Raw genomic sequence first — 19,471 nt, forward strand, 5'->3', positions numbered from 1 at the left:
GGCAGGGTGGCGGGCAACAGGCTTCCCGCCCGTGCCAGCCCATGTCCTCCCACGCCCTCCCGACCCGACAGACGAGGATTCCGCCATGTCCGTTCACCGGCGTCTCACCATCGCCACCGGGGCCGCTCTGCTCTCGCTCGCCGTCACGGGCTGCTCGGGGCTCGGCCGCAGCGCCGTGGGCACGATCTCGTACGAGACCGGGCGCGGGCTCGGGGTGACGGTGACCAGCCCTTCCGTGAAGGGCTGCCACCGGCTGGCGCCGGCGGGCGCGACGAAGGTGGAGAACTCGTCGCTGCTGGACATCAGGCTCTACCGGACCCGTGACTGCGACGCCCCTCACAACACCTATCTGCCCAGCAACAGCGGCGACGAGATCGTGCCGGGAACGCTGCCCTGGCGCAGCTACAGCGTCATCCACTGACCTCCCGCGCCCGCAGCGGGCGGGCCAGCACCCAGGTGCCGTCGTCGGTCAGATAACGGTCGACGGCGAGCCCGGCCCCGGCGAGATGGTCCTCGAACGCCGCGCGGGTCAGCGGCCGGGACAGGAAGGTCTGGGTCCAGCGCGCGTCCGGGAAGACGTACTCGGCGTGGACCGAGTTCACGCCGTCGCCGACCGGCTGCGCCGACAGGATCCGTACGGTGTATCCGCCCGGATCGCGGCGCTCGCGCGGCACGTCCAGGTGCCAGTCGGCGCCCTCGCGCTGGATCAGGACGCGGCCGTCGTCCTTCACATGGCGCCGGCAGGTCTCCAGGAGGGCCTGCCGGGTCCGGTGGTCGGCGGTGTGCACGAGGAACGAACCGAGCACGACCGCGTCGAACCTGCGCGGCAGGTCCAGCGTCTCGATGGGGCTGCGCACCGTCTCGACGCCCGGGGCGCGCTCGCCGACCACGGCCAGCATCTCCGCCGACTCGTCCACGGCGGTCACGGCGAAGCCGCGTGCGGCGAGGGGCACGGTCACCCGGCCCGCGCCGCTGCCCAGTTCGAGGAGCGCGGCGCCGGCCGGCACGGCGGCCGCGATGACGTCGGGTTCGGTGCCGACCGACAGCCGCCGGTACAGCTCGACGGCGCAGCCGTCGGGGGTGATCGGCCCGGGCCCGGTGCCCTCGTGGCCGGCCCGCATGGGGTCGCTGCCGCCGCCGCTGTCTCCGACTGCGCTCATGCCTCTGCATCCTCTCGTCGGGCCTCGTGGGCCTTTTCGGATGGTGCGTCGCGGGTAGAAGCTGGATGTGCCCTGGGGGGATCCCTGACCCGGGAGAGTCGATCTCATGCGTACGGGCAGTGAACCGGCGACCGCGCGCAGCGCGCTGCGGATGCGCTTCTGGCTGAGCCTGTGGGGCGTGCTGTGGGCGGCGTTCGGCGCGACCGTCTTCTCGCTGGTGGAACGGCCGGGGTGGGCGGCGGCGTGCGCGGTGCTGTTCGTGGTGGCCGCGGTGGACCTGGTCGTGGTGGCGCGCCACCTCCGGCAGGGCCCGCACTGGCAGCCGGGGCGCGACGTCCCTCCGTACGAACCGGATCACGGCGGCCGGGGACGCCGGCCGGGTACGGGGCCGGGCCCGCGGCCGTGATCACGGCCCGCGAGCGCCGGGCTACTCCCCCTGCGCCCCGGGGCCGGCCGGTCCGAAGCGCGCCGCTTCGAGGTACTCCGGCTTCGGGTCGAGTGCGGCGGCGAGCCGGAAGTGGCGGGTGGCCTGGTCCTCGCGGCCGGAGCGCTCATAGGTGCGGGCGAGCGCGAAGTGGGCGAACGCGTTGTCCGGCTCGCGCTCCAGGACCAGCTCGAACTCGAGCTGCGCGGGACGCAGTTGCGCGGCGGCGAAGAAGGCGCGGGCGCGCAGCAGCCGGGCCGCGGTGTTCTCGGGGTGGGCGGCGATCACCGAGTCGAGCAGCTTGACCGCGCCTCTCGGATCCCGCGCGGCGAGCAGCTGCTCCGCGGCGCGGAAGTCGATGACGTGGGTCTCGGGGTTCCTCTCGGGCACGGCGGCTTCCTTCCCTCGCTCCGGCAGTTCAACAGCGGGCACGGCGACCGCATTCCGCGGAGCCCCCTGGTGGGGTATTTCCTCGCGGGCCCGCCTCTATCCCGGGCGCGAGGGCTCGCGAAGCGCGCCGAGCCCGCCGGCTCCGCTAGGAGTTCCCGGCGGCGCGCTGTCGGAGCTCCTCCCACACCTTGCGCACCTGGGGTTCCAGCGCCTCCAGGGGGCCGTCGTTGTCGATCAGGAGGTCGGCGACGGCGCGGCGCTGGGCGCGGGTGGCCTGGGCGGCCATCCGGGCCCGGGCCTCGTCCTCGGTCATGCCGCGCTGCCGGACCAGGCGGTCCAGCTGGGTCTCCGGGGCGGCGTCCACGACGACGACCAGGTCGTAGAGGGGCGCGAGGCCGTTCTCGGTGAGCAGCGGCACGTCGTGGACGACGACGTCGTCGGGGCCGGCCTGGCCCTCCAGCTCGGCGGAGCGAGCGCCGACGAGCGGATGGACGATGGCGTTGAGGGAGGCGAGTCGCTCGGGGTCGGCGAAGACGATCGAGCCGAGCCTCGGCCGGTCGAGGGTGCCCTCGGGGGTGAGGATCTCCGGACCGAACTCCTCGACGACGGCCGCGAGCCCGGGCGTGCCGGGCTCCACGACCTCGCGGGCGATCCGGTCGGCGTCGATGAGGACCGCTCCGTACGAGACGAGCAGCCGGGACACTTCGCTCTTGCCGGCGCCGATTCCGCCGGTCAGGCCCACCTTCAGCATGAGCGGCAGCTTAGATCCCGCTGCCGGGCGGCTAGGCGTCGCCCTCCCGTTCCGCGAGGAAGCGCTCGAACTCGCGGCCCAGCTCGTCCGCGGAGGGCAGGTCGACGGGCTCGGCGACCAGGTTGCCGCGGGTATCGGCGCCGGCCATGGCGTCGTACTGGTGCTCGAGGCCCTGGACGAGCGTCGTCAGCTCCTCGTCGCCCTCGCCGATCTGGCGCTCGATCTCGGTCTGGGTGCGGCGGGCCTCCGTACGCAGGGCGTGGGCCACGCCGGGCAGGACCAGACCGGTGGCCGCGGTGACGGCCTCCAGGGCGGTCAGAGCGGCGTCCGGGTACGGGGAGCGGGCCACGTAGTGCGGGACGTGGGCGGCGACGCCGAGGGTGTCGAAACCGGCCTCGGTGAGACGGAACTCGATGAGGGACTCGGCGCTGCCGGGCACCTGGGCCTCGTCGAAGGGGCTGCGGTGGCCGGGCATGAGGTCCGTGCGGCTGCCGTGCGGCGTGAGGCCGACCGGGCGGGTGTGCGGGACGCCCATCGGGATGCCGTGGAAGTTGACGGCGAGGCGGACGCCGAGACGCTCGACGATCTGGCCGACGGCGGCGGCGAACCTCTCCCACTCGACGTCGGGCTCGGGCCCGGAGAGCAGCAGGAAGGGGGCGCCGGTGGCGTCCTGGACGAGTCGGACCTCGATCGAGGGGGTCTCGTACGCGGTCCAGCGGTCGCGGCGGAAGGTCAGCAGGGGGCGGCGGGCCCGGTAGTCCACGAGGCGGTCGTGGTCGAAGCGGGCCACCAGCTGGTGGGGCAGGGTGTCGAGCAGTCCGTCGACGATCTGCTCACCGGTCTCACCGGCGTCGATGTACCCGTCGAAGTGGTAGAGCATGACCAGTCCGGCCGACTCCTGCGCCAGGGCCATGTCCACGACGGCCAGGCCCTTCTGGTCCCATTCGTACAAATCCTGGGGATCAAGCACGATTTCCGCTCCTCCTCGCGTTCTTCAGGGACAACACCGCCTGACGCACCGCCATTCCCCGCGTACAGGATTTCCGTCCGCGCCGTCGCGCCGGGTCCGGGACAAACGAACGAGGCCCGCCTCCCCGAAGGGAGACGGGCCTCGACGCTAGCTACTGGAGCTCAGCGGTGAGCCGTTTCAGCTCTGGCCGCCGGCCAGCTTCTCGCGCAGGGCGGCAAGCGCCTCGTCCGACGCCAGGGCGCCGGCGGTGTCGTCCGACTCCGAGGAGTACGAGCCACCGGTCGGCGCGGCGGCCGGAGCGGCGGCGCCACCCTCGGCAGCGGCGGCCTCGTCGGCCTCGCGGGACTTGATGACCTGCTGCTGGTGCTGCTCGAAGCGCTGCTGCGCCTCGGCGTACTGGCGCTCCCACTCCTCGCGCTGCTTCTCGTAGCCCTCGAGCCAGTCGTTGGTCTCGGGGTCGAAGCCCTCGGGGTAGATGTAGTTGCCCTGGTCGTCGTAGGACGCGGCCATGCCGTACAGGGTCGGGTCGAACTCGACCGACGCCGGGTCGGCACCGAAGGACTCGTTGGCCTGCTTCAGGGACAGCGAGATCCGGCGACGCTCGAGGTCGATGTCGATGACCTTGACGAAGATCTCGTCGTTGACCTGGACGACCTGCTCCGGGATCTCCACGTGGCGCTCGGCCAGCTCGGAGATGTGGACCAGACCCTCGATGCCCTCGTCCACGCGGACGAACGCACCGAACGGAACCAGCTTGGTGACCTTACCCGGAACGACCTGGCCGATCTGGTGGGTACGGGCGAACTGCTGCCACGGGTCCTCCTGGGTCGCCTTCAGCGACAGGGAGACACGCTCGCGGTCCATGTCGACGTCGAGAACCTCGACGGTGACCTCCTGGCCGACCTCGACAACCTCGGACGGGTGGTCGATGTGCTTCCAGGACAGCTCGGAGACGTGAACGAGACCGTCGACGCCACCCAGGTCCACGAAGGCACCGAAGTTGACGATCGAGGACACGACGCCGGAGCGGACCTGACCCTTCTGGAGGGTCGTGAGGAAGGTCTGGCGGACCTCGGACTGGGTCTGCTCGAGCCAGGCGCGGCGGGACAGGACCACGTTGTTGCGGTTCTTGTCCAGCTCGATGATCTTCGCCTCGAGCTCCTTGCCCACGTAGGGCTGGAGGTCGCGGACGCGACGCATCTCGACCAGGGAGGCCGGGAGGAAGCCGCGGAGGCCGATGTCGAGGATGAGACCACCCTTGACGACCTCGATGACGGTACCGGTGACGATGCCGTCCTCTTCCTTGATCTTCTCGATGGTGCCCCAGGCACGCTCGTACTGGGCGCGCTTCTTCGAGAGGATCAGGCGGCCTTCCTTGTCCTCCTTCTGGAGAACCAGGGCCTCGATCTCGTCGCCGACCTTGACGACCTCGTTCGGGTCGACGTCGTGCTTGATCGAGAGCTCGCGGCTCGGGATGACACCTTCGGTCTTGTAACCGATGTCGAGCAGGACCTCGTCCCGGTCGACCTTCACGATGACGCCGTCGACGATGTCGCCGTCGTTGAAGTACTTGATCGTCTCGTCGATCGCGGCGAGGAAGGCTTCCTCGTTACCGATGTCGTTGACCGCAACCTGCGGGGTGGTGGCGGTGGTCTCGGTGCTGCTCGTCATGTGGGAAAGGGCTCCGGTACGGACATTGAAGTCGTAGGTACTGCTACGCCGAGAGCCCGTATCGCAGCTGAAGAAGCCGGACAGCCAAGGAAGCGCCTGTCCCGGAGAACGGGGACGCCTCGAAAACCGAGGGGACATACAACAGATGCGAGCGCGGCCTGCTCCGTCTGAGGCGCGCAGGCCCGCAGCGCAACCTTTAGCATACGGGGGCGGCCGGACAGGGTCAATGCGCGAAGCGCACACCCGGGGCGGATCGCCGCATACCCGGCACAACTCGTGTCAGCCCAGGCCATCCTGGCCACGGGAAGCCGTGTCGCGTTCTACGCGCGCGGCTCTGAGCGCAAACTACATCGACGGGCGAGATGAACCAAGAGTACGGACACGAAGACGCTCCCGAGGAAGACGCGGAGGCCACCCGGCGTGACGCCGGGGACGCGGAGAGCAGCCGCGCGAGCCGGGGCTGGTGGGACCGGAACGCCGACGAGTACCAGACCGAGCACGGAGCGTTCCTGGGCGACGACCGGTTCGTCTGGGGCCCGGAGGGTCTCGACGAGGCGGATGCCGGGCTGCTCGGGCCGGCCGCGGCGCTGAAGGGCCTGGACGTCCTGGAGATCGGCGCGGGCGCGGCGCAGTGCGCGCGCTGGCTGGCGGCGCAGGGCGCCCGGCCGGTGGCGCTCGACCTCTCGCACCGGCAGCTCCAGCACGCGCTGCGGATCGGCGGGGACGTGCCGCTGGTGGAGGCCGACGCGGGGGCGCTGCCGCTCCGCGACGGCTCCTTCGACCTGGCGTGCTCGGCGTACGGCGCGGTGCCGTTCGTGGCCGATCCGGTACGGGTCTTCCGCGAGGTGCACCGCGTGCTGCGGCCGGGCGGCCGGTGGGTGTTCTCGGTGACGCATCCCATCCGCTGGGCGTTCCCGGACGAGCCGGGGCCCGAGGGGCTGTCGGTCGCGGCCTCGTATTTCGACCGGACGCCGTACGTGGAGCAGGACGAGCGGGGGCGTGCGGTCTACGTCGAGCACCACCGGACGATCGGGGACCGGGTGCGGGACGTGGTCGCCGGTGGTTTCCGGCTGGTCGACCTGGTCGAGCCGGAGTGGCCGGCCTGGAACAGCCAGGAGTGGGGCGGCTGGTCCCCTCTGCGGGGGAACCTGATCCCGGGCACGGCGATCTTCGTCTGCGAGCGCGTCGACGGGTAGCCGAGGTACCGACGGGCGGCCGAGGTACCCACGGGCGGCCGATTAGTACTACTGATCGGCGGGCCTGTGGACAACGCGGCGCGACGGGTCGCCCCGGCGTACGAGACTTGCCGTGTGATCCGAAACGACGCACTCGACCGCCTTCCCGTCCGCCATGCCGTCCCCGAGCTGCTGACCGCGCTCGGGGAGCGCGGCACGGCGGTGCTGCACGCCCCGCCCGGGACCGGCAAGACCACGCTGGTCCCGCTGGCCCTCGCGGGTCTTATAGGGGACGGGCCGGCGCGCCGGGTGCTGGTCGCGGAGCCGCGCCGGATGGCGGTGCGGGCCGCGGCCCGGCGGATGGCGTGGCTGCTGGGCGAGGAGGTCGGCGGAGCCGTCGGCTTCTCCGTGCGCGGGGAACGGCGGGCCGGGCCCGCGACCCGGGTCGAGGTGGTGACCACGGGCGTGCTGCTCCAGCGGCTCCAGCGCGATCCGGAGCTGGCCGGCGTGGACGTGGTGCTGCTCGACGAGTGCCATGAGCGGCATCTGGACGCGGACACGGCGCTGGCCTTCCTGGTGGACGTGCGCGCGACCCTGCGGCCCGAGCTGAAGCTGATCGCCGCGTCGGCGACGAGCGACGCGAAGGCGTGGGCGGATCTGCTGACGGTGCTGGACGGCACCGGCCCGGCGCCGGTCGTGCGGGCCGAGGGGAGGATCCACGGCTCGGCGATCCACTTCGCGCCGCCGCCGGCCGGGGTGCGGCCCGCACACGGCACCTGGGTGGATCCCGCGCTGCTCCGGCATGTCGCCGCGACGGTCCGGGAGGCCCTGGAGCGCCACGAGGGCGATGTGCTCTGCTTCCTGCCCGGGACGGGCGAGATCGCCCGGACGGCGGGGCTGCTCGCCGATGTGGACGCCGAGGTGCTCCAGCTGCACGGGCGCGCGCCGGCGGCGGTGCAGGACGCGGTGCTGCGGGGCGCCGGGCCGGGCGGCCGACGGCGGGTGGTCCTGACGACCTCGGTGGCGGAGTCGAGCCTGACCGTGCCAGGAGTGCGGATCGTGGTGGACTCCGGGCTCGCCCGGGAGCCGCGGATGGATCACGCCCGGGGCCTGGGCTCGCTCGCCACGGTGCCGGTGTCGGTGGCGGTCGCCACCCAGCGCACGGGCCGGGCGGGGCGTGAGGGCTTCGGAACGGTCTACCGCTGCTGGTCCGCGGCGGAGGACGCGCGGCAGGTGCGCTTCCCCTCCCCCGAGATCAAGGTCGCCGATCTGACCGACTTCGCGCTGCGAGTGGCCTGCTGGGGCGATCCGACGGCCTCGGGGCTCGCCCTCCTGGACGCGCCGCCGGCCGGGGCGATGGCGGCTGCCCGTGCGGTGCTCACGGCGGTGGGCGCCGTGGACGAGGACGGCCGGGCGACGGACCGGGGGGTGCGGATGTCCCGGCTCGGCCTGCATCCGCGACTGGCCCGGGCCCTGCTCGACGGCGCGGCCGAGGTCGGGGTCCGGCGGGCGGCGGAGGTGGTGGCGTTGCTGAGCGAGGAGCCGCCCCGGGAGTACGGGGACGATCTGGCGGCGGCCTGGCGGGAGGCGCGCCGGGGCGGCGACGGGTACGCGGCGCGCTGGCGGGCGGAGGTGCGGCGCCTGGAGCGCGCGGCCGGCACCGGGCAAGGCGGGACCGGCGGGACCGGCGGGGCTTCCGGGGGCTCGGGTGAGGACGCGGTGGCGGGGCTCGTGACGGCGCTCGCGTTTCCCGAGCGGGTGGCGCGGGCGCGGGAGCAGGGCGGCTATCTGATGGCGTCCGGGACGGGGGCGCGGCTATCGGAGGGCTCGCGGCTCGGGTCCCCGGCGTGGCTCGCGGTCGCGGTGGCGGACCGGACGGCGCAGAGCGCGACCGCCCGGGTGCGGCTCGCGGCCGTGGTGGACGAGGAGGTGGCGCGGCGAGCGGCGGGGCATCTGCTGCGGGCGGGCGAGGAGGTCCACTGGGAGGACGGGGACGTGGTGGCCCGGTCGGTGGAGCGGCTGGGGGCGGTGAAGCTGACGGTCCGCCCACTGCGGGAGGAGGCCGATCCCGGCCTGGTCCGGGAGGCGCTGCTCGACGGGCTGCGCCGGGAGGGCACGGCGCTGCTGCGGTGGGGCCGGGAGGGGGCGGAGCTGCGGCAGCGGCTGGCCTTTCTGCACCGGGAGTTGGGCGAGCCGTGGCCGGACGTGGCGGAGGAGGCGCTGCTGGCCCGGGCCGGGGAGTGGCTGGAGCCGGAGCTGTCCCGGGCGCGGCGGCGGGCGGACCTGGGCCGGATCGACGCCGGGGAGGGCCTGCGCCGGCTGCTGCCGTGGGCGTCGGGCGAGGCGGGGCGGCTCGACGAGCTGGCGCCGGAGCGGATCGAGGTGCCGAGCGGTTCGCGGATACGGGTGGACTACGGCGGGGAGCGGCCGGTGCTCGCGGTGAAGCTGCAGGAGATGTTCGGGCTCGCCGAGACGCCGCGGGTGGCGGGGGTGCCGGTCGTGGTGCATCTGCTCTCCCCCGCCGGGCGGCCGGCGGCGGTGACCTCGGATCTGGCCTCGTTCTGGCGGGACGGCTATCGCGGGGTGCGGGCGGAGCTGCGGGGCCGCTATCCGAAGCACCCGTGGCCGGAGGACCCCTCGGCGGCGGAGGCCACCCGGCACACCAGCGCCCGGCTCAGACGGGAGCGGTGACCAGGGTCGGCTCGGGGCCGGCGTCCGTGGCCCGTCCGCCGCGTGAGCGGGCTTCGAGCCAGAGGGAGAGGGCGAGCAGGAGGAGGGCGAGGACGGTGAAGCTCCAGGGCAGATAGGAGACGAGCAGGAGGACCATGAGCCGGTTGGACTTGACCAGGTCGACGACGCCGGTGATGTAGTCCTCGCGCATCTTCACGTGCCCCGCGAAGACGGTGATCGTGTCCTGGCCCATCAGGGCGCGGGCGTTGCGGAGCTCCTCCTTGTGGATCTCCTCGCCGTTGACGGGGGCGCCCGTGACGGGGTCGACCCAGAACATGCGCTTGGTGCTGTACCAGCGGGTGAGGCCGGTCTTGGCGAGGACCTCGGGGGTGATGCCCTTGACGGGCATCGTCTTGGGCATGGGGACCTTGGTCCAGGGGATGGTCTGCTCGAAGTAGTAGACGTCCAGGCCGCGGAAGGTGCGGGTGCCCTTGTAGTGGATGGGGGCCGAGGTGCGGGTCTGGGCGTCGAAGTACTGGTAGTCCCGCTTCTCGGTGAGGAAGGGCCACTTGAACTCGATGCCCTCGCGGCGGACCGGGTCGCCGTCGACCATCTCGCCGGTGGCGTGGACGGGGTCCTGGGTGTGGGCGTCGAAGATGTAGCGCTCGGGGATCTTGGAGACCATCTTGCCGTCGGGGCCGGTCACATAGGAGAGCGAGTCCCAGACGACGACGTCGCGGCCGGCGTCGCGCTCGATCTTCCTGGACTCCTCCACGTTGCCCTTGAGGGTCTGGATGATCGTGATCTTGTCGACCTGCTCGGACTTGAGGGTCGAGTAGTCGAGCAGGGTGGCGGGCTTCGCCTCCAGGACGGTCACCTGGTACTGGTTCGGCGGGATCTTCGCCAGGCGCGGGAAGGCGTACCAGCGCAGGGTGGGGGCCATGGCGGCGAAGAAGACGGCGAGGGCGAGGAGGACGAGGCTGGCTCGGCGGCGCACGGGTGCCCCCTACTTCTGGGGGCCGGGGTCGGCGGTCAGCAGGGGCTGGGGCGAGGTGGGCCCGTCGGGCGGCAGATCGGCGAAGGAGACGAGCAGGATGAACAGGAGGACGGGGACGAGTCCGATGGCGGCGGCAACTAGGGCGCGCAAGGTCGGCCTCCCGGTGCTCGATCTGATACATCGTCAGGGCGGGGGCACCGTAGCAACGCGGCCGTGAGATGAGAACAGCTCGCACCCAGAACGCACTTCGGGCACGGGGCGCGCACAGGGCACCGCCCCCGTGTCCGGCGGGGACACGGGGGCGGCGAGCAGCGGCGTACGCCGGACGTCGGGCACCGGACGTCCGGCGTCGGGCCTCAGGCGCTGGGCGTGGTCTCGGGGGTACCCGTGGACGACGGCTCCGACGGCTCCGACGGCGTGGTCGACCCGGAGGGGGTCGGCGTGGGAGTCGGGGTCGGCGTCGGGTCGGGGGCCGGGGCGGTGACCTTGAGCTGGACGGTCAGCGTGCCGCCGCCGGGGGCGGTCAGCTTCAGCGTGAAGGTGCCGGCCTGGTCGCCCGCGAAGATCTCCGGGAGCTTCAGGACACCGTCGGCGTCCGTCTTCAGACCGGTGAGGGTGCGGACGGCGGTGCCGTCGGCGGCCTTGAAGAAGGGGCCGCCGGTGGCGGGCTTCGGGTCGTCCGCCGAGGTGACGAAGGTGGCGGTGACGGCGACACCGGAGGCGATCGCGCCGCCGTCGGTGGCCTTGACCCGCACCTCGTCGGTGAACGAGCCGCCGGTGGTGGCCGTCAGGTCCTTCTCGTCGAGGCGGGCGAGGGCGTCGGCGCGGCGCTCGGTGACGGTCGCCTTGAACGCGAGGGCGTTCAGGCTGCGGCCGACGACGGTGGCGCTGACGGTGAAGTCACCGGTCCGCTCACCGGCCTTGAGGTTCGGGGCGACGGCCTTGCCGCTGCTGCCGGTCACGGCGGTGATCTCACGAACGCCGCCGAGGGCGAAGCGGGTGTCGGTGCCGTCGCCGATCCGGAAGCGGACCTTGACGCCGGCCACCGGCTTGCCCGTGGTGTCGAGCGCCAGGACGGCCGGGCGGGTGGTGAAGGTGGTGCCCGCCGTGGCGTCGAGGGAGCCGGAGGAGGCGTTCTTGAGCCGTACCACCGCGAGCGCCGGGTCGGTCTTCGGCGGCGTGGGCGGCTTCGGGGTGACGGGCTTCGACGGCTTCGGCTTCGGGGTGGGCGGCGTGACCGGGTGCGTCGGGACGGTCCGGCCGGGCGTGCGGCCCGGGTCCAGGTCGTCGCTGCGGTGGACGGGGAGGACGCCGGTGCCGTCGGGCACCTGGTGCGTGCCGCGCTTGTAGTACTCGAACCAGGAGAGCACCGTGTTCAGGTACTCGGTCGAGTGGTTGTAGCTGAGGACGGCCTGGTCCAGGTCGGCCTTGAGCGCGAGGTTGCGGTCGTTCGCGCACAGGTAGAGGCCGGCGGCCTGGGCGGCGTCGTAGATGTTGCTCGGGTCCTTCTTCCCGTCACCGTTGGCGTCCTGACCCCAGGTGGCCCAGGTCGACGGGATGAACTGCATCGGGCCGATCGCCCGGTCGTGGACCCGGTCGCCGTCGTAGACGCCGTGGTCGGTGTCCGTGATGTCGGCGAAGCCGTTGCCGTTGAGCGTGGGGCCGAGGATCGGCTTGAGGGTGGTGCCGTTGGCGTCGACCCTGCCGCCGCTCGCCTGCCCGGACTCGACCTTGCCGATGCCGGCGAGGAGCTGCCAGGGCAGGTTGCAGCCCGGGTCGGTGGAACGTATCGACTCCTCGGCGCGCTTGTAGGCGGCGAGGACGCTCGCGGGTATGCCGGCCTCGGCGGGGCCGGTGACGACCGGCACGTTGACGGTGGGCGCGCCCGGCCTGTTGGGCGTGTTCAGCGGCGGCAGGTCGGTGAAGTACTGCGTGTTGCCGGAGGCCGAGCCGCCGTCCGGGGGCGTGGTCGCGTCGCCCGCGCCGATCGGCGTGTCACCGCTCGCGTTGTCGGCGGGCGGCGGCGGGGTCCCCGGCGCCTGCGACGCGGCGAGCGCGGCGACGGTCGCGGCGACGATCGCACCGCTGGTGGCTCCCCTGCGCAGCCGGCGGCCCAAGTGCGCTGCCATGTGTGTGGTCCCTCCCCGTGTCCCGCTTCCGCGCTCCCCGCGCGGGTCCGACCCGCCGACCCTATGCCAACTCCGGGCACGCCGATACCGGGCCCTGACCGTGTTTCACGGTTTCGTCACCACTTGGCCGTCCGTGCTTTCGCCCACGATCGGTGATCAATACTGGGGGCACACCGGACGAGGACAGGCTCCAGGGGGATTTCCGTGCCGTTCACGCTCAGCCATGCCGCCGCGGTACTGCCGGGCATCCGCCGCGGTGGCAGAGCGCGCGGACCTCTGGTGGCGTCGGCGCTCGTCGCCGGTTCCTTCTCGCCCGACATGACGTATTTCGCGGCGAGTGCGGTGCCCGACGCGATGTTCTTCGGGGACGTCACGCACTCGTTGCTCGGCGTCGTCACCGTCGACGTGCTCATCACCGCGCTGTTGGTCGCGCTGTGGCTGATGGTGCGTGAGCCGCTGGTGGGGCTTCTGCCGCGGGGGCTGCGAGGGCGGGTGTACGAGGCGGTCCGCGGCCGGCCGTGGCGGGAGCGGCCGCCGGCGGCGCTGGCCGGCTGGTTCGTCGTCTCGGCGGTGATCGGCGCGACCACCCATGTGGTGTGGGACGCGTTCACCCACTTCGACCGGTGGGGCACCCGGCTGATCCCGGTGCTCGGCGAGGTGGTGGCGGGCTTCCCCCTCTATCTGTACACGCAGTACGGGAGTTCGGCGCTGGCCCTCGTCGCGCTGGCCTGGTTCACCGTACGGGCGCTGCGCGCCGTGCCCGCGGAGACGGCGCTGCCGGCGGGGGTGCCGGTGCCGGGACGGCGCGGGCTGCTGCTCGCGGTGGCGGTGATCGGGGCGTGCGGGGTGGCGGGGGCGGTGCACCGGGTGGTGCGGTGGTACGCGTACTGGGGGCGGATCGAGACGCCGCTCGACATCATTCCGACGCTTTGCTTCGGGGCGGGGGCGGGGCTGTTCGTCGGGGTGGTGGTGTACGGGGCGGGGGTGCGGGTCGGGGCGTTGCGGGCGCGGTCGGGGGCGGCGGGCCGTCACGGAGGCCCCGCGGCGGAGAGTGCGCCGGAGCCCTCCCGTCCGGGGTCGCGCTGACACCCCGGCCGGGTGATGCCGCTCTCCCCCGTCTCGTGACGCGCCACGCCCCGGCAGCCCACGCCGCTTGAGGGCGCAGCGCCCTCGTGGTGGACGCAGGCGCAGCAGCGGAACGCGCCCGCAAGGGCGCCGTCCCCGTGTGCCCACCCGTCCCGCCCCAGCGGGACGATTGCCCACACGGGGGGGCCGGAGGTGGGCACCTCCCAGCGCGGCGCAGCCCCCGCGGGCTGGGTAGAGCGGGGCCGCCCACCTGGGCGACGCCCCGCTCCCCCTGCGCTCAGTGCGCCGCCGAGTCCCAGTCCCTGCCTACGCCTACCGAGACGTCCAGCGGTGCGCGCAACTGCACCGCGTTCGCCATCTGTTCGCGGACCAGGGCCTCGACCTGGTCGCGCTCGCCCGGGGCCAGTTCCAGGACGATTTCGTCGTGGACCTGGAGGAGCATGCGGGAGGCGAGGCCGGCGGTGGTGAGGGCGCGGTCGACGTTGAGCATGGCGACCTTGACGATGTCGGCGGCGGTGCCCTGGATGGGGGCGTTGAGGGCCATGCGCTCGGCGGCCTCGCGACGCTGGCGGTTGTCGCTGTTGAGGTCGGGCAGGTAGCGGCGGCGGCCGAGCATGGTCTCGGTGTAGCCGGTGGCCCGGGCCTCGTCGACGACGCGGCGCAGGTAGTCGCGGACGCCGCCGAAGCGCTCGAAGTAGGTGTCCATCAGGCCGCGCGCCTCGGCGGGGTCGATGCCGAGCTGCTGGGAGAGGCCGAAGGCGGAGAGCCCGTACGCGAGGCCGTACGACATGGCCTTGATCTTGCGGCGCATCTCGGCGTCGACGGCGCTCCGCTCGACGCCGAAGACCTGGGAGGCGACGGTGGTGTGCAGGTCCTCGCCGGAGGTGAAGGCCTCGATGAGGCCCTCGTCCTCGGAGAGGTGGGCCATGACGCGCAGCTCGATCTGGCTGTAGTCCGCGGTCATGAGGGCCTCGAAGCCCTCGCCGACGACGAAGCCGTGCCGGATCGCGCGGCCCTCGTCCGTCCGTACCGGCACGTTCTGCAGGTTCGGGTCGGTGGAGGAGAGGCGGCCGGTGGCGGCGACGGTCTGGCTGAAGGTGGTGTGGATGCGGCCGTCGGCGGCGACGGTCTTGATCAGGCCCTCGACGGTGGAGCGGAGCCGGGCCTGCTCGCGGTGGCGGAGCATGATGACCGGGAGCTCGTGCTCGGTCTGGCCGGCGAGCCAGGCGAGAGCGTCGGCGTCCGTGGTGTAGCCGGTCTTGGTCTTCTTGGTCTTGGGCAGGTTGAGCTCGCCGAAGAAGACCTCCTGGAGCTGCTTGGGCGAGCCCAGGTTGAACTCGTGGCCGACGGAGGCGTGGGCCTCCTTGACGGCCTGCTGCACGGCGCCGGCGAACTGCTGCTCCAGGGCCTCCAGGTGGTCGCGGTCGGCGGCGATGCCGTGCCGCTCCAGGCGGGCGAGGAGAACGGAGGTGGGCAGCTCGACGTCGTGGAGCAGCTCCTTGGCGCCGACCTCGGCGAGCTTCTCGTCGAAGGCGGTGCCGAGGTCGAGGACGGCCCTGGCCTGACTCATCAGGGCCTCGGCCTCGGCGGTGTCGTCGGCGCCGAAGGCGAGCTGGCCGTCGGCGGGCGCGGCGGGGGCGAGCTCGCGGCCCAGGTACTCCAGGGAGAGCGCGTCGAGGGCGAAGGAGCGGCGGCCGGGCTTGACCAGGTAGGCGGCGAGCGCGGTGTCCATGGTGACGCCTGCGACGCTCCAGCCGTGCTCGGGGAAGACCCGCATGGCGCCCTTGGCGTTGTGCATCACCTTGGGGCGCTCGGGGTCGGCGATCCAGGCGGCCCACGCCTGCTCGTCGGCCTCGTCGAGCTCGCTCGGGTCGAACCAGGCGGCCGCTCCCTCGCCCGAGGCGAGGGCGACCTCGGTGACGTTGCCGGTGCCGAGCGCCCAGCTGTCGACGGTGGCGATGCCGAGGGGCTGCCCGGCGTGCTCGGCGAGCCAGCCGGCGAGCTCGCCGGAGCAGAGGACGGTGTAGTCGAGCGCGACGCCGGGGGCCGGTGCGGGGGCGGTCTCCTCGGCGGCGCCGGGGTCGACGGCGAGGAGGCGCTCGCGCAGCGAGGGGTTGCGGATCTCCAGGGTGTCGAGGAGGAGGGCGAGGGCCTTGCGGTCGTACGGCTCGCGGGCGAGGTCCGGGACGGCCTTGGGCAGCTCGACGTCGCGGACCATCTCGGTGAGGCGGCGGTTGAGCTTCACCGACTCCAGATGGTCACGGAGGTTCTGGCCTGCCTTGCCCTTGACTTCCTCGGCGCGCTCCACCAGCTCGGCGAAGGAGCCGAACTGGTTGATCCACTTCGCGGCGGTCTTCTCGCCGACGCCGGGGATGCCGGGCAGGTTGTCCGACGGGTCGCCGCGCAGGGCCGCGAAGTCGGGGTACTGCGAGGGCGAGAGCCCGTACTTCTCCTGGACCTTCTCCGGGGTGAAGCGGGTCAGCTCGGAGACGCCCTTGGTGGGGTAGAGCACGGTGGTGCGGTCGGTGACCAGCTGGAAGGAGTCGCGGTCGCCGGTGACGATCAGGACGTCGAAGCCCTCGGCCTCGGCCTGGGTGGCGAGGGTGGCGATGACGTCGTCCGCCTCGAAGCCGTCGACGGCGAAGCGCGGGGCGTTCATGGCGTCGAGCAGCTCGCCGATGAGCTCGACCTGGCCCTTGAACTCGTCGGGGGTCTTGGAGCGGGTCGCCTTGTACTCGGGGAACTCCTCGGAGCGCCAGGTCTTGCGGGACACGTCGAACGCGACGGCGAAGTGCGTGGGCGCCTCGTCGCGGAGCGTGTTCGCCAGCATCGACGCGAATCCGTAGATCGCGTTCGTCGGCTGCCCGGTCGCGGTGGTGAAGTTCTCCGCGGGCAGTGCGAAGAACGCCCGGTACGCCAGGGAGTGCCCGTCCATGAGGAGCAGGCGCGGACGGTTCTCTTCGGTCATATCGGTCTTCTTCGCTGCTGTCTCGGCCACGGAACGATCCTGCCACGCGCCACTGACATTCCCGTCCACCCTCCGGCCGCACGAGGCCGGGGACCGCACGTGGTCCGTTGTCGGTGGCGCGTGACAGGATCGGAGTCGTACGACACAGGTTCCGCTCAAGGGAGAGCGTGATGGTCAGCAAGCCGCCCGTCGGCGACCCGGTCCAGGACGCACCGCGGGTCGAGGCGCCGCAGCACGCCGCCGCCGGCCTGCCCGCCGTCGCGCACACACTGAGGATCGCCCAGGCGCAGATGGGTGTGCGGCGCACGGCGCAGACCCTGCTCAAGGTCAACCAGAAGGACGGCTTCGACTGTCCCGGCTGTGCCTGGCCCGAGGAGGACAAGCGGCATGTGGCCGAGTTCTGCGAGAACGGGGCGAAGGCCGTCGCCGAGGAGGCGACGCTGCGCCGGGTGACGCCGGAGTTCTTCGCCGCGCACCCGGTGGCGGACCTGGCGACCCGCAGTGGGTACTGGCTGGGGCAGCAGGGCCGGATCACCGAGCCGATGTACCTCCCCGAGGGCGCCGACCGCTACGAGGCGGTCTCCTGGGAGCGGGCGTTCGCGATCATCGCGGAGGAGCTGACCGCGCTCGGCTCCCCCGACGAGGCGCTGTTCTACACCTCGGGCCGGACCAGCAACGAGGCCGCGTTCCTGCTGCAGCTCTTCGCCCGCGAGTTCGGTACGAACAACCTGCCGGACTGCTCCAACATGTGCCACGAGTCGTCGGGCTCGGCGCTGAACGAGACGATCGGCATCGGCAAGGGCAGCGTCTCCCTGGAGGACCTGCACCGGGCGGACCTGATCGTCGTCGCCGGACAGAACCCGGGCACGAACCATCCGCGGATGCTGTCGGCCCTGGAGAAGGCGAAGGCCGCGGGCGCGCGGATCATCTCGGTGAACCCGCTGCCGGAGGCGGGTCTGGAGCGGTTCAAGAACCCGCAGACGCCGCAGGGCATGCTCAGGGGCGCCGCGCTCACCGACCTCTTCCTGCAGATCCGCATCGGCGGCGACCAGGCGCTGTTCCGGCTGCTCAACAAGCTGGTCCTGGAGACCCCGGGCGCCGTGGACGAGGAGTTCGTCGCCGCGCACACCCACGGGTACGAGGAGTTCGCGGCGGCCGCCAAGGAGGCCGACTGGGACGAGACGCTCGCCGCGACCGGTCTGTCCCGGGCGGAGATCGAGCGGGCCCTGGAGATGGTGCTCGCCTCCGAGCGGACGATCGTCTGCTGGGCGATGGGCCTGACCCAGCACAAGCACTCGGTGCCGACCATCCGCGAGGTGGTCAACTTCCTGCTGCTGCGCGGCAACATCGGCCGGCCGGGCGCCGGGGTGTGCCCGGTGCGCGGTCACTCCAACGTGCAGGGCGACCGCACGATGGGGATCTTCGAGCGGCCGTCGGCGGCCTTCCTGGACGCCCTGGACAAGGAGTTCGGGATCGTCTCGCCGCGCCACCACGGCTTCGACGTGGTGCGCTCGATCGAGGCGCTGCGGGACGGCGAGGCGAAGGTGTTCTTCGCGATGGGCGGCAACTTCGTCGGCGCGACCCCGGACACGGAGGTCACCGAGGCGGCGATGCGCAACGCGCGCCTGACGGTGCACGTGTCGACGAAGCTGAACCGCTCGCACGCGGTCACGGGCACGCGCGCGCTGATCCTGCCGACGCTGGGCCGCACGGACAAGGACGTGCAGAAGTCGGGCAGGCAGGTCGTGACGGTCGAGGACTCGATGGGCCTGGTGCACGCCTCGCGCGGCAACCTGCCGCCGGCGAGCCCGCAGCTGCTGTCCGAGCCGGCGATCGTGGCGCGGATGGCGCGGGCGGTGCTCGGCACGGCCTCGGCGACGCCGTGGGAGGCGTTCGAGGCGGACTACGCGGTGATCCGCGACCGCATCGCGCGGGTGATCCCCGGCTTCGAGGACTTCAACGCGCGTCTGAAGGCGAACCCGGGCGGCTTCGCGCTGCCGCACGCCCCGCGCGACGAGCGCCGCTTCCCGACGGCCACCGGCAAGGCGAACTTCACGGCGGCGCCGGTCGAGTACCCGAAGGTCCCGGAGGGCCGGCTGCTGCTGCAGACGCTGCGCTCGCACGACCAGTACAACACCACGATCTACGGTCTGGACGACCGCTACCGGGGCATCACGAACGGCCGCCGGGTGGTCATGATCCACCCCGAGGACGCGGCGGCGCTGGGCTTCGCGGACGGCTCGTACGCGGATCTGGTGAGCGAGTGGACCGACGGCAGCGAGCGCCGGGCGCCCGGCTTCCGGGTGGTGCACTACCCGACGGCCCGGGGCTGCGCGGCGGCGTACTACCCGGAGACGAACGTGCTGGTGCCGCTGGAGTCGACCGCCGACATCAGCAACACCCCCGCCAGCAAGTCCGTGATCGTGCGTCTGGAAGAATCCGCATCCTCCTAAGCGTTTGCTCAGGAAGATCGGGCTGTACAGCGAGCCGTACGAGGACGAACGGAGCCGGACCATGGGTGAGCAGCACAACGTGAAGTTCCCGCAGGGGGTCATCGACGAGTACGCGTCGCTCGGCGTGGACCTGCCGGCGCTCTTCTCGGCCGGACACCTGGGCAACCGGATGGGTGTGCAGATCCTGGAGGCGTCGGCCGACCGCGTGGTCGGGACGATGCCGGTGGAGGGCAACACCCAGCCGTACGGGCTGCTGCACGGCGGCGCCTCGGCGGTGCTCGCCGAGACGCTGGGATCGGTCGGCTCGATGCTGCACGCCGGCGTCACCAAGATCGCGGTGGGCGTGGACCTGAACTGCACGCACCACCGCGGGGTGCGCAACGGTCTGGTGACGGGCGTGGCGACGCCGGTGCACCGGGGCCGGTCCACGGCCACGTACGACATCGTGATCACCGACGAGCAGGGCAAGCGGGTCTGCTCGGCGCGGCTGACCTGCATGCTCAAGGACGTCGGCACGCAGGACGCGGCCAACGTGCCGGCGGCGGCCCGCCCGGACGGCACCCCGGGCGCCGGCGCCTGACCCGTACGCCCCGGGCCAACCTCATCCGCGGCCCCGGACGGAAGCCC

At 72.6% G+C, this 19,471-nt stretch carries 16 protein-coding genes; 7 read left to right on the plus strand and 9 right to left on the minus strand.

Annotation, left to right across the window (positions count from 1 at the left end; all coding sequences use genetic code 11):
* The first annotated feature begins 85 nt into the window (after positions 1 to 85).
* Entirely contained in the window at positions 86 to 421 is a 336-nt protein-coding gene (locus tag ACWEJX_RS05645) for a hypothetical protein (RefSeq protein ID WP_451606240.1), read from the plus strand.
* Here the strand turns inward: ACWEJX_RS05645 and ACWEJX_RS05650 are convergent.
* Positions 411 to 1,121 (minus strand): class I SAM-dependent methyltransferase, encoded by a 711-nt coding sequence (locus ACWEJX_RS05650; RefSeq protein ID WP_451606259.1) that lies wholly within the window; start codon positions 1,119 to 1,121, stop codon positions 411 to 413. The genes ACWEJX_RS05645 and ACWEJX_RS05650 overlap by 11 nt on opposite strands.
* 145 nt (positions 1,122 to 1,266) lie before the next feature.
* Here ACWEJX_RS05650 and ACWEJX_RS05655 point away from each other — a divergent pair, with 145 nt between their 5' ends.
* On the plus strand, positions 1,267 to 1,566 hold the full coding sequence (locus tag ACWEJX_RS05655) for a DUF6343 family protein (protein ID WP_451606241.1): 300 nt from the start codon (positions 1,267 to 1,269) through the stop codon (positions 1,564 to 1,566).
* A 21-nt stretch (positions 1,567 to 1,587) separates the two neighbouring features.
* Here ACWEJX_RS05655 and ACWEJX_RS05660 read toward each other — a convergent pair whose 3' ends face one another.
* The 4 genes from ACWEJX_RS05660 to rpsA form a co-directional block, all read right to left on the minus strand.
* The gene (locus tag ACWEJX_RS05660) at positions 1,588 to 1,974 is read right to left on the minus strand and encodes a tetratricopeptide repeat protein (RefSeq protein ID WP_403797987.1); all 387 of its coding nucleotides are present in this window, start codon (positions 1,972 to 1,974) and stop codon (positions 1,588 to 1,590) included.
* 145 nt (positions 1,975 to 2,119) lie between these two features.
* Positions 2,120 to 2,725: a dephospho-CoA kinase gene (gene coaE / locus ACWEJX_RS05665; protein WP_451606242.1), complete on the minus strand. Its 606-nt coding sequence runs from the start codon at positions 2,723 to 2,725 to the stop codon at positions 2,120 to 2,122.
* A gap of 31 nt (positions 2,726 to 2,756) precedes the next feature.
* Positions 2,757 to 3,695 carry a PAC2 family protein gene (locus ACWEJX_RS05670; protein WP_451606243.1) on the minus strand — a complete coding sequence of 313 codons (939 nt, stop codon included), beginning with the start codon at positions 3,693 to 3,695 and terminating at the stop codon, positions 2,757 to 2,759.
* 177 nt (positions 3,696 to 3,872) lie between these two features.
* Positions 3,873 to 5,366 carry a 30S ribosomal protein S1 gene (gene rpsA, locus ACWEJX_RS05675; RefSeq protein WP_389216473.1) on the minus strand — a complete coding sequence of 498 codons (1,494 nt, stop codon included), beginning with the start codon at positions 5,364 to 5,366 and terminating at the stop codon, positions 3,873 to 3,875.
* Positions 5,367 to 5,728: 362 nt separating this feature from the next.
* Here rpsA and ACWEJX_RS05680 point away from each other — a divergent pair, with 362 nt between their 5' ends.
* Positions 5,729 to 6,562 (plus strand): class I SAM-dependent methyltransferase, encoded by an 834-nt coding sequence (locus ACWEJX_RS05680; protein ID WP_451606244.1) that lies wholly within the window; start codon positions 5,729 to 5,731, stop codon positions 6,560 to 6,562.
* Positions 6,563 to 6,676: 114 nt separating this feature from the next.
* Positions 6,677 to 9,232, plus strand: coding sequence for an ATP-dependent helicase HrpB (hrpB, locus tag ACWEJX_RS05685; RefSeq protein WP_451606245.1), 2,556 nt, complete (start codon positions 6,677 to 6,679; stop codon positions 9,230 to 9,232).
* On the opposite strand, the gene ACWEJX_RS05690 is transcribed toward hrpB, so the two are convergent.
* From ACWEJX_RS05690 to ACWEJX_RS05700, 3 genes are all read right to left on the minus strand, one after another.
* A complete protein-coding gene (locus ACWEJX_RS05690) occupies positions 9,216 to 10,208 on the minus strand; it encodes a DUF3068 domain-containing protein (RefSeq protein ID WP_451606246.1) in 993 nt (330 codons plus the stop codon). The genes hrpB and ACWEJX_RS05690 overlap by 17 nt on opposite strands.
* Before the next feature lie 9 nt (positions 10,209 to 10,217).
* Positions 10,218 to 10,358, minus strand: coding sequence for an SPW_0924 family protein (locus tag ACWEJX_RS05695; protein ID WP_451606247.1), 141 nt, complete (start codon positions 10,356 to 10,358; stop codon positions 10,218 to 10,220).
* Between the two features lie 206 nt (positions 10,359 to 10,564).
* Entirely contained in the window at positions 10,565 to 12,337 is a 1,773-nt protein-coding gene (locus ACWEJX_RS05700) for a lytic transglycosylase domain-containing protein (protein ID WP_451606248.1), read from the minus strand.
* Between the two features lie 204 nt (positions 12,338 to 12,541).
* On the opposite strand from ACWEJX_RS05700, the gene ACWEJX_RS05705 reads away from it, so the two are divergent.
* Complete coding sequence (locus tag ACWEJX_RS05705) at positions 12,542 to 13,423, plus strand: DUF4184 family protein (protein WP_451606249.1); 882 nt, start codon at positions 12,542 to 12,544, stop codon at positions 13,421 to 13,423.
* Between the two features lie 277 nt (positions 13,424 to 13,700).
* Here the strand turns inward: ACWEJX_RS05705 and polA are convergent, their stop codons facing one another.
* A complete protein-coding gene (gene polA / locus ACWEJX_RS05710; protein WP_451606250.1) occupies positions 13,701 to 16,421 on the minus strand; it encodes a DNA polymerase I in 2,721 nt (906 codons plus the stop codon).
* Positions 16,422 to 16,561: 140 nt separating this feature from the next.
* Between polA and ACWEJX_RS05715 the strand changes: the two genes are divergently transcribed.
* Together ACWEJX_RS05715 and ACWEJX_RS05720 are read left to right on the plus strand one after the other, a co-directional pair.
* Positions 16,562 to 18,844 carry an FdhF/YdeP family oxidoreductase gene (locus ACWEJX_RS05715; protein WP_451606251.1) on the plus strand — a complete coding sequence of 761 codons (2,283 nt, stop codon included), beginning with the start codon at positions 16,562 to 16,564 and terminating at the stop codon, positions 18,842 to 18,844.
* A 61-nt stretch (positions 18,845 to 18,905) separates the two neighbouring features.
* The gene (locus ACWEJX_RS05720) at positions 18,906 to 19,424 is read left to right on the plus strand and encodes a PaaI family thioesterase (RefSeq protein ID WP_451606252.1); all 519 of its coding nucleotides are present in this window, start codon (positions 18,906 to 18,908) and stop codon (positions 19,422 to 19,424) included.
* Positions 19,425 to 19,471 lie beyond the last annotated feature (47 nt).

The organism is Streptomyces sp. NPDC004788, assembly GCF_053601115.1.

Coding starts and splice junctions, on each gene's coding strand:
- ACWEJX_RS05645 (WP_451606240.1), top strand. CDS start 86: ATGTCCGTTCACCGGCGTCTCACCATCGCCACCGGGGCCGCTCTGCTC.
- coaE (WP_451606242.1), bottom strand. CDS start 2,725: ATGCTGAAGGTGGGCCTGACCGGCGGAATCGGCGCCGGCAAGAGCGAA.
- ACWEJX_RS05680 (WP_451606244.1), top strand. CDS start 5,729: ATGAACCAAGAGTACGGACACGAAGACGCTCCCGAGGAAGACGCGGAG.
- rpsA (WP_389216473.1), bottom strand. CDS start 5,366: ATGACGAGCAGCACCGAGACCACCGCCACCACCCCGCAGGTTGCGGTC.
- ACWEJX_RS05650 (WP_451606259.1), bottom strand. CDS start 1,121: ATGCGGGCCGGCCACGAGGGCACCGGGCCCGGGCCGATCACCCCCGAC.
- ACWEJX_RS05720 (WP_451606252.1), top strand. CDS start 18,906: ATGGGTGAGCAGCACAACGTGAAGTTCCCGCAGGGGGTCATCGACGAG.
- ACWEJX_RS05655 (WP_451606241.1), top strand. CDS start 1,267: ATGCGTACGGGCAGTGAACCGGCGACCGCGCGCAGCGCGCTGCGGATG.
- ACWEJX_RS05700 (WP_451606248.1), bottom strand. CDS start 12,337: ATGGCAGCGCACTTGGGCCGCCGGCTGCGCAGGGGAGCCACCAGCGGT.
- ACWEJX_RS05715 (WP_451606251.1), top strand. CDS start 16,562: ATGGTCAGCAAGCCGCCCGTCGGCGACCCGGTCCAGGACGCACCGCGG.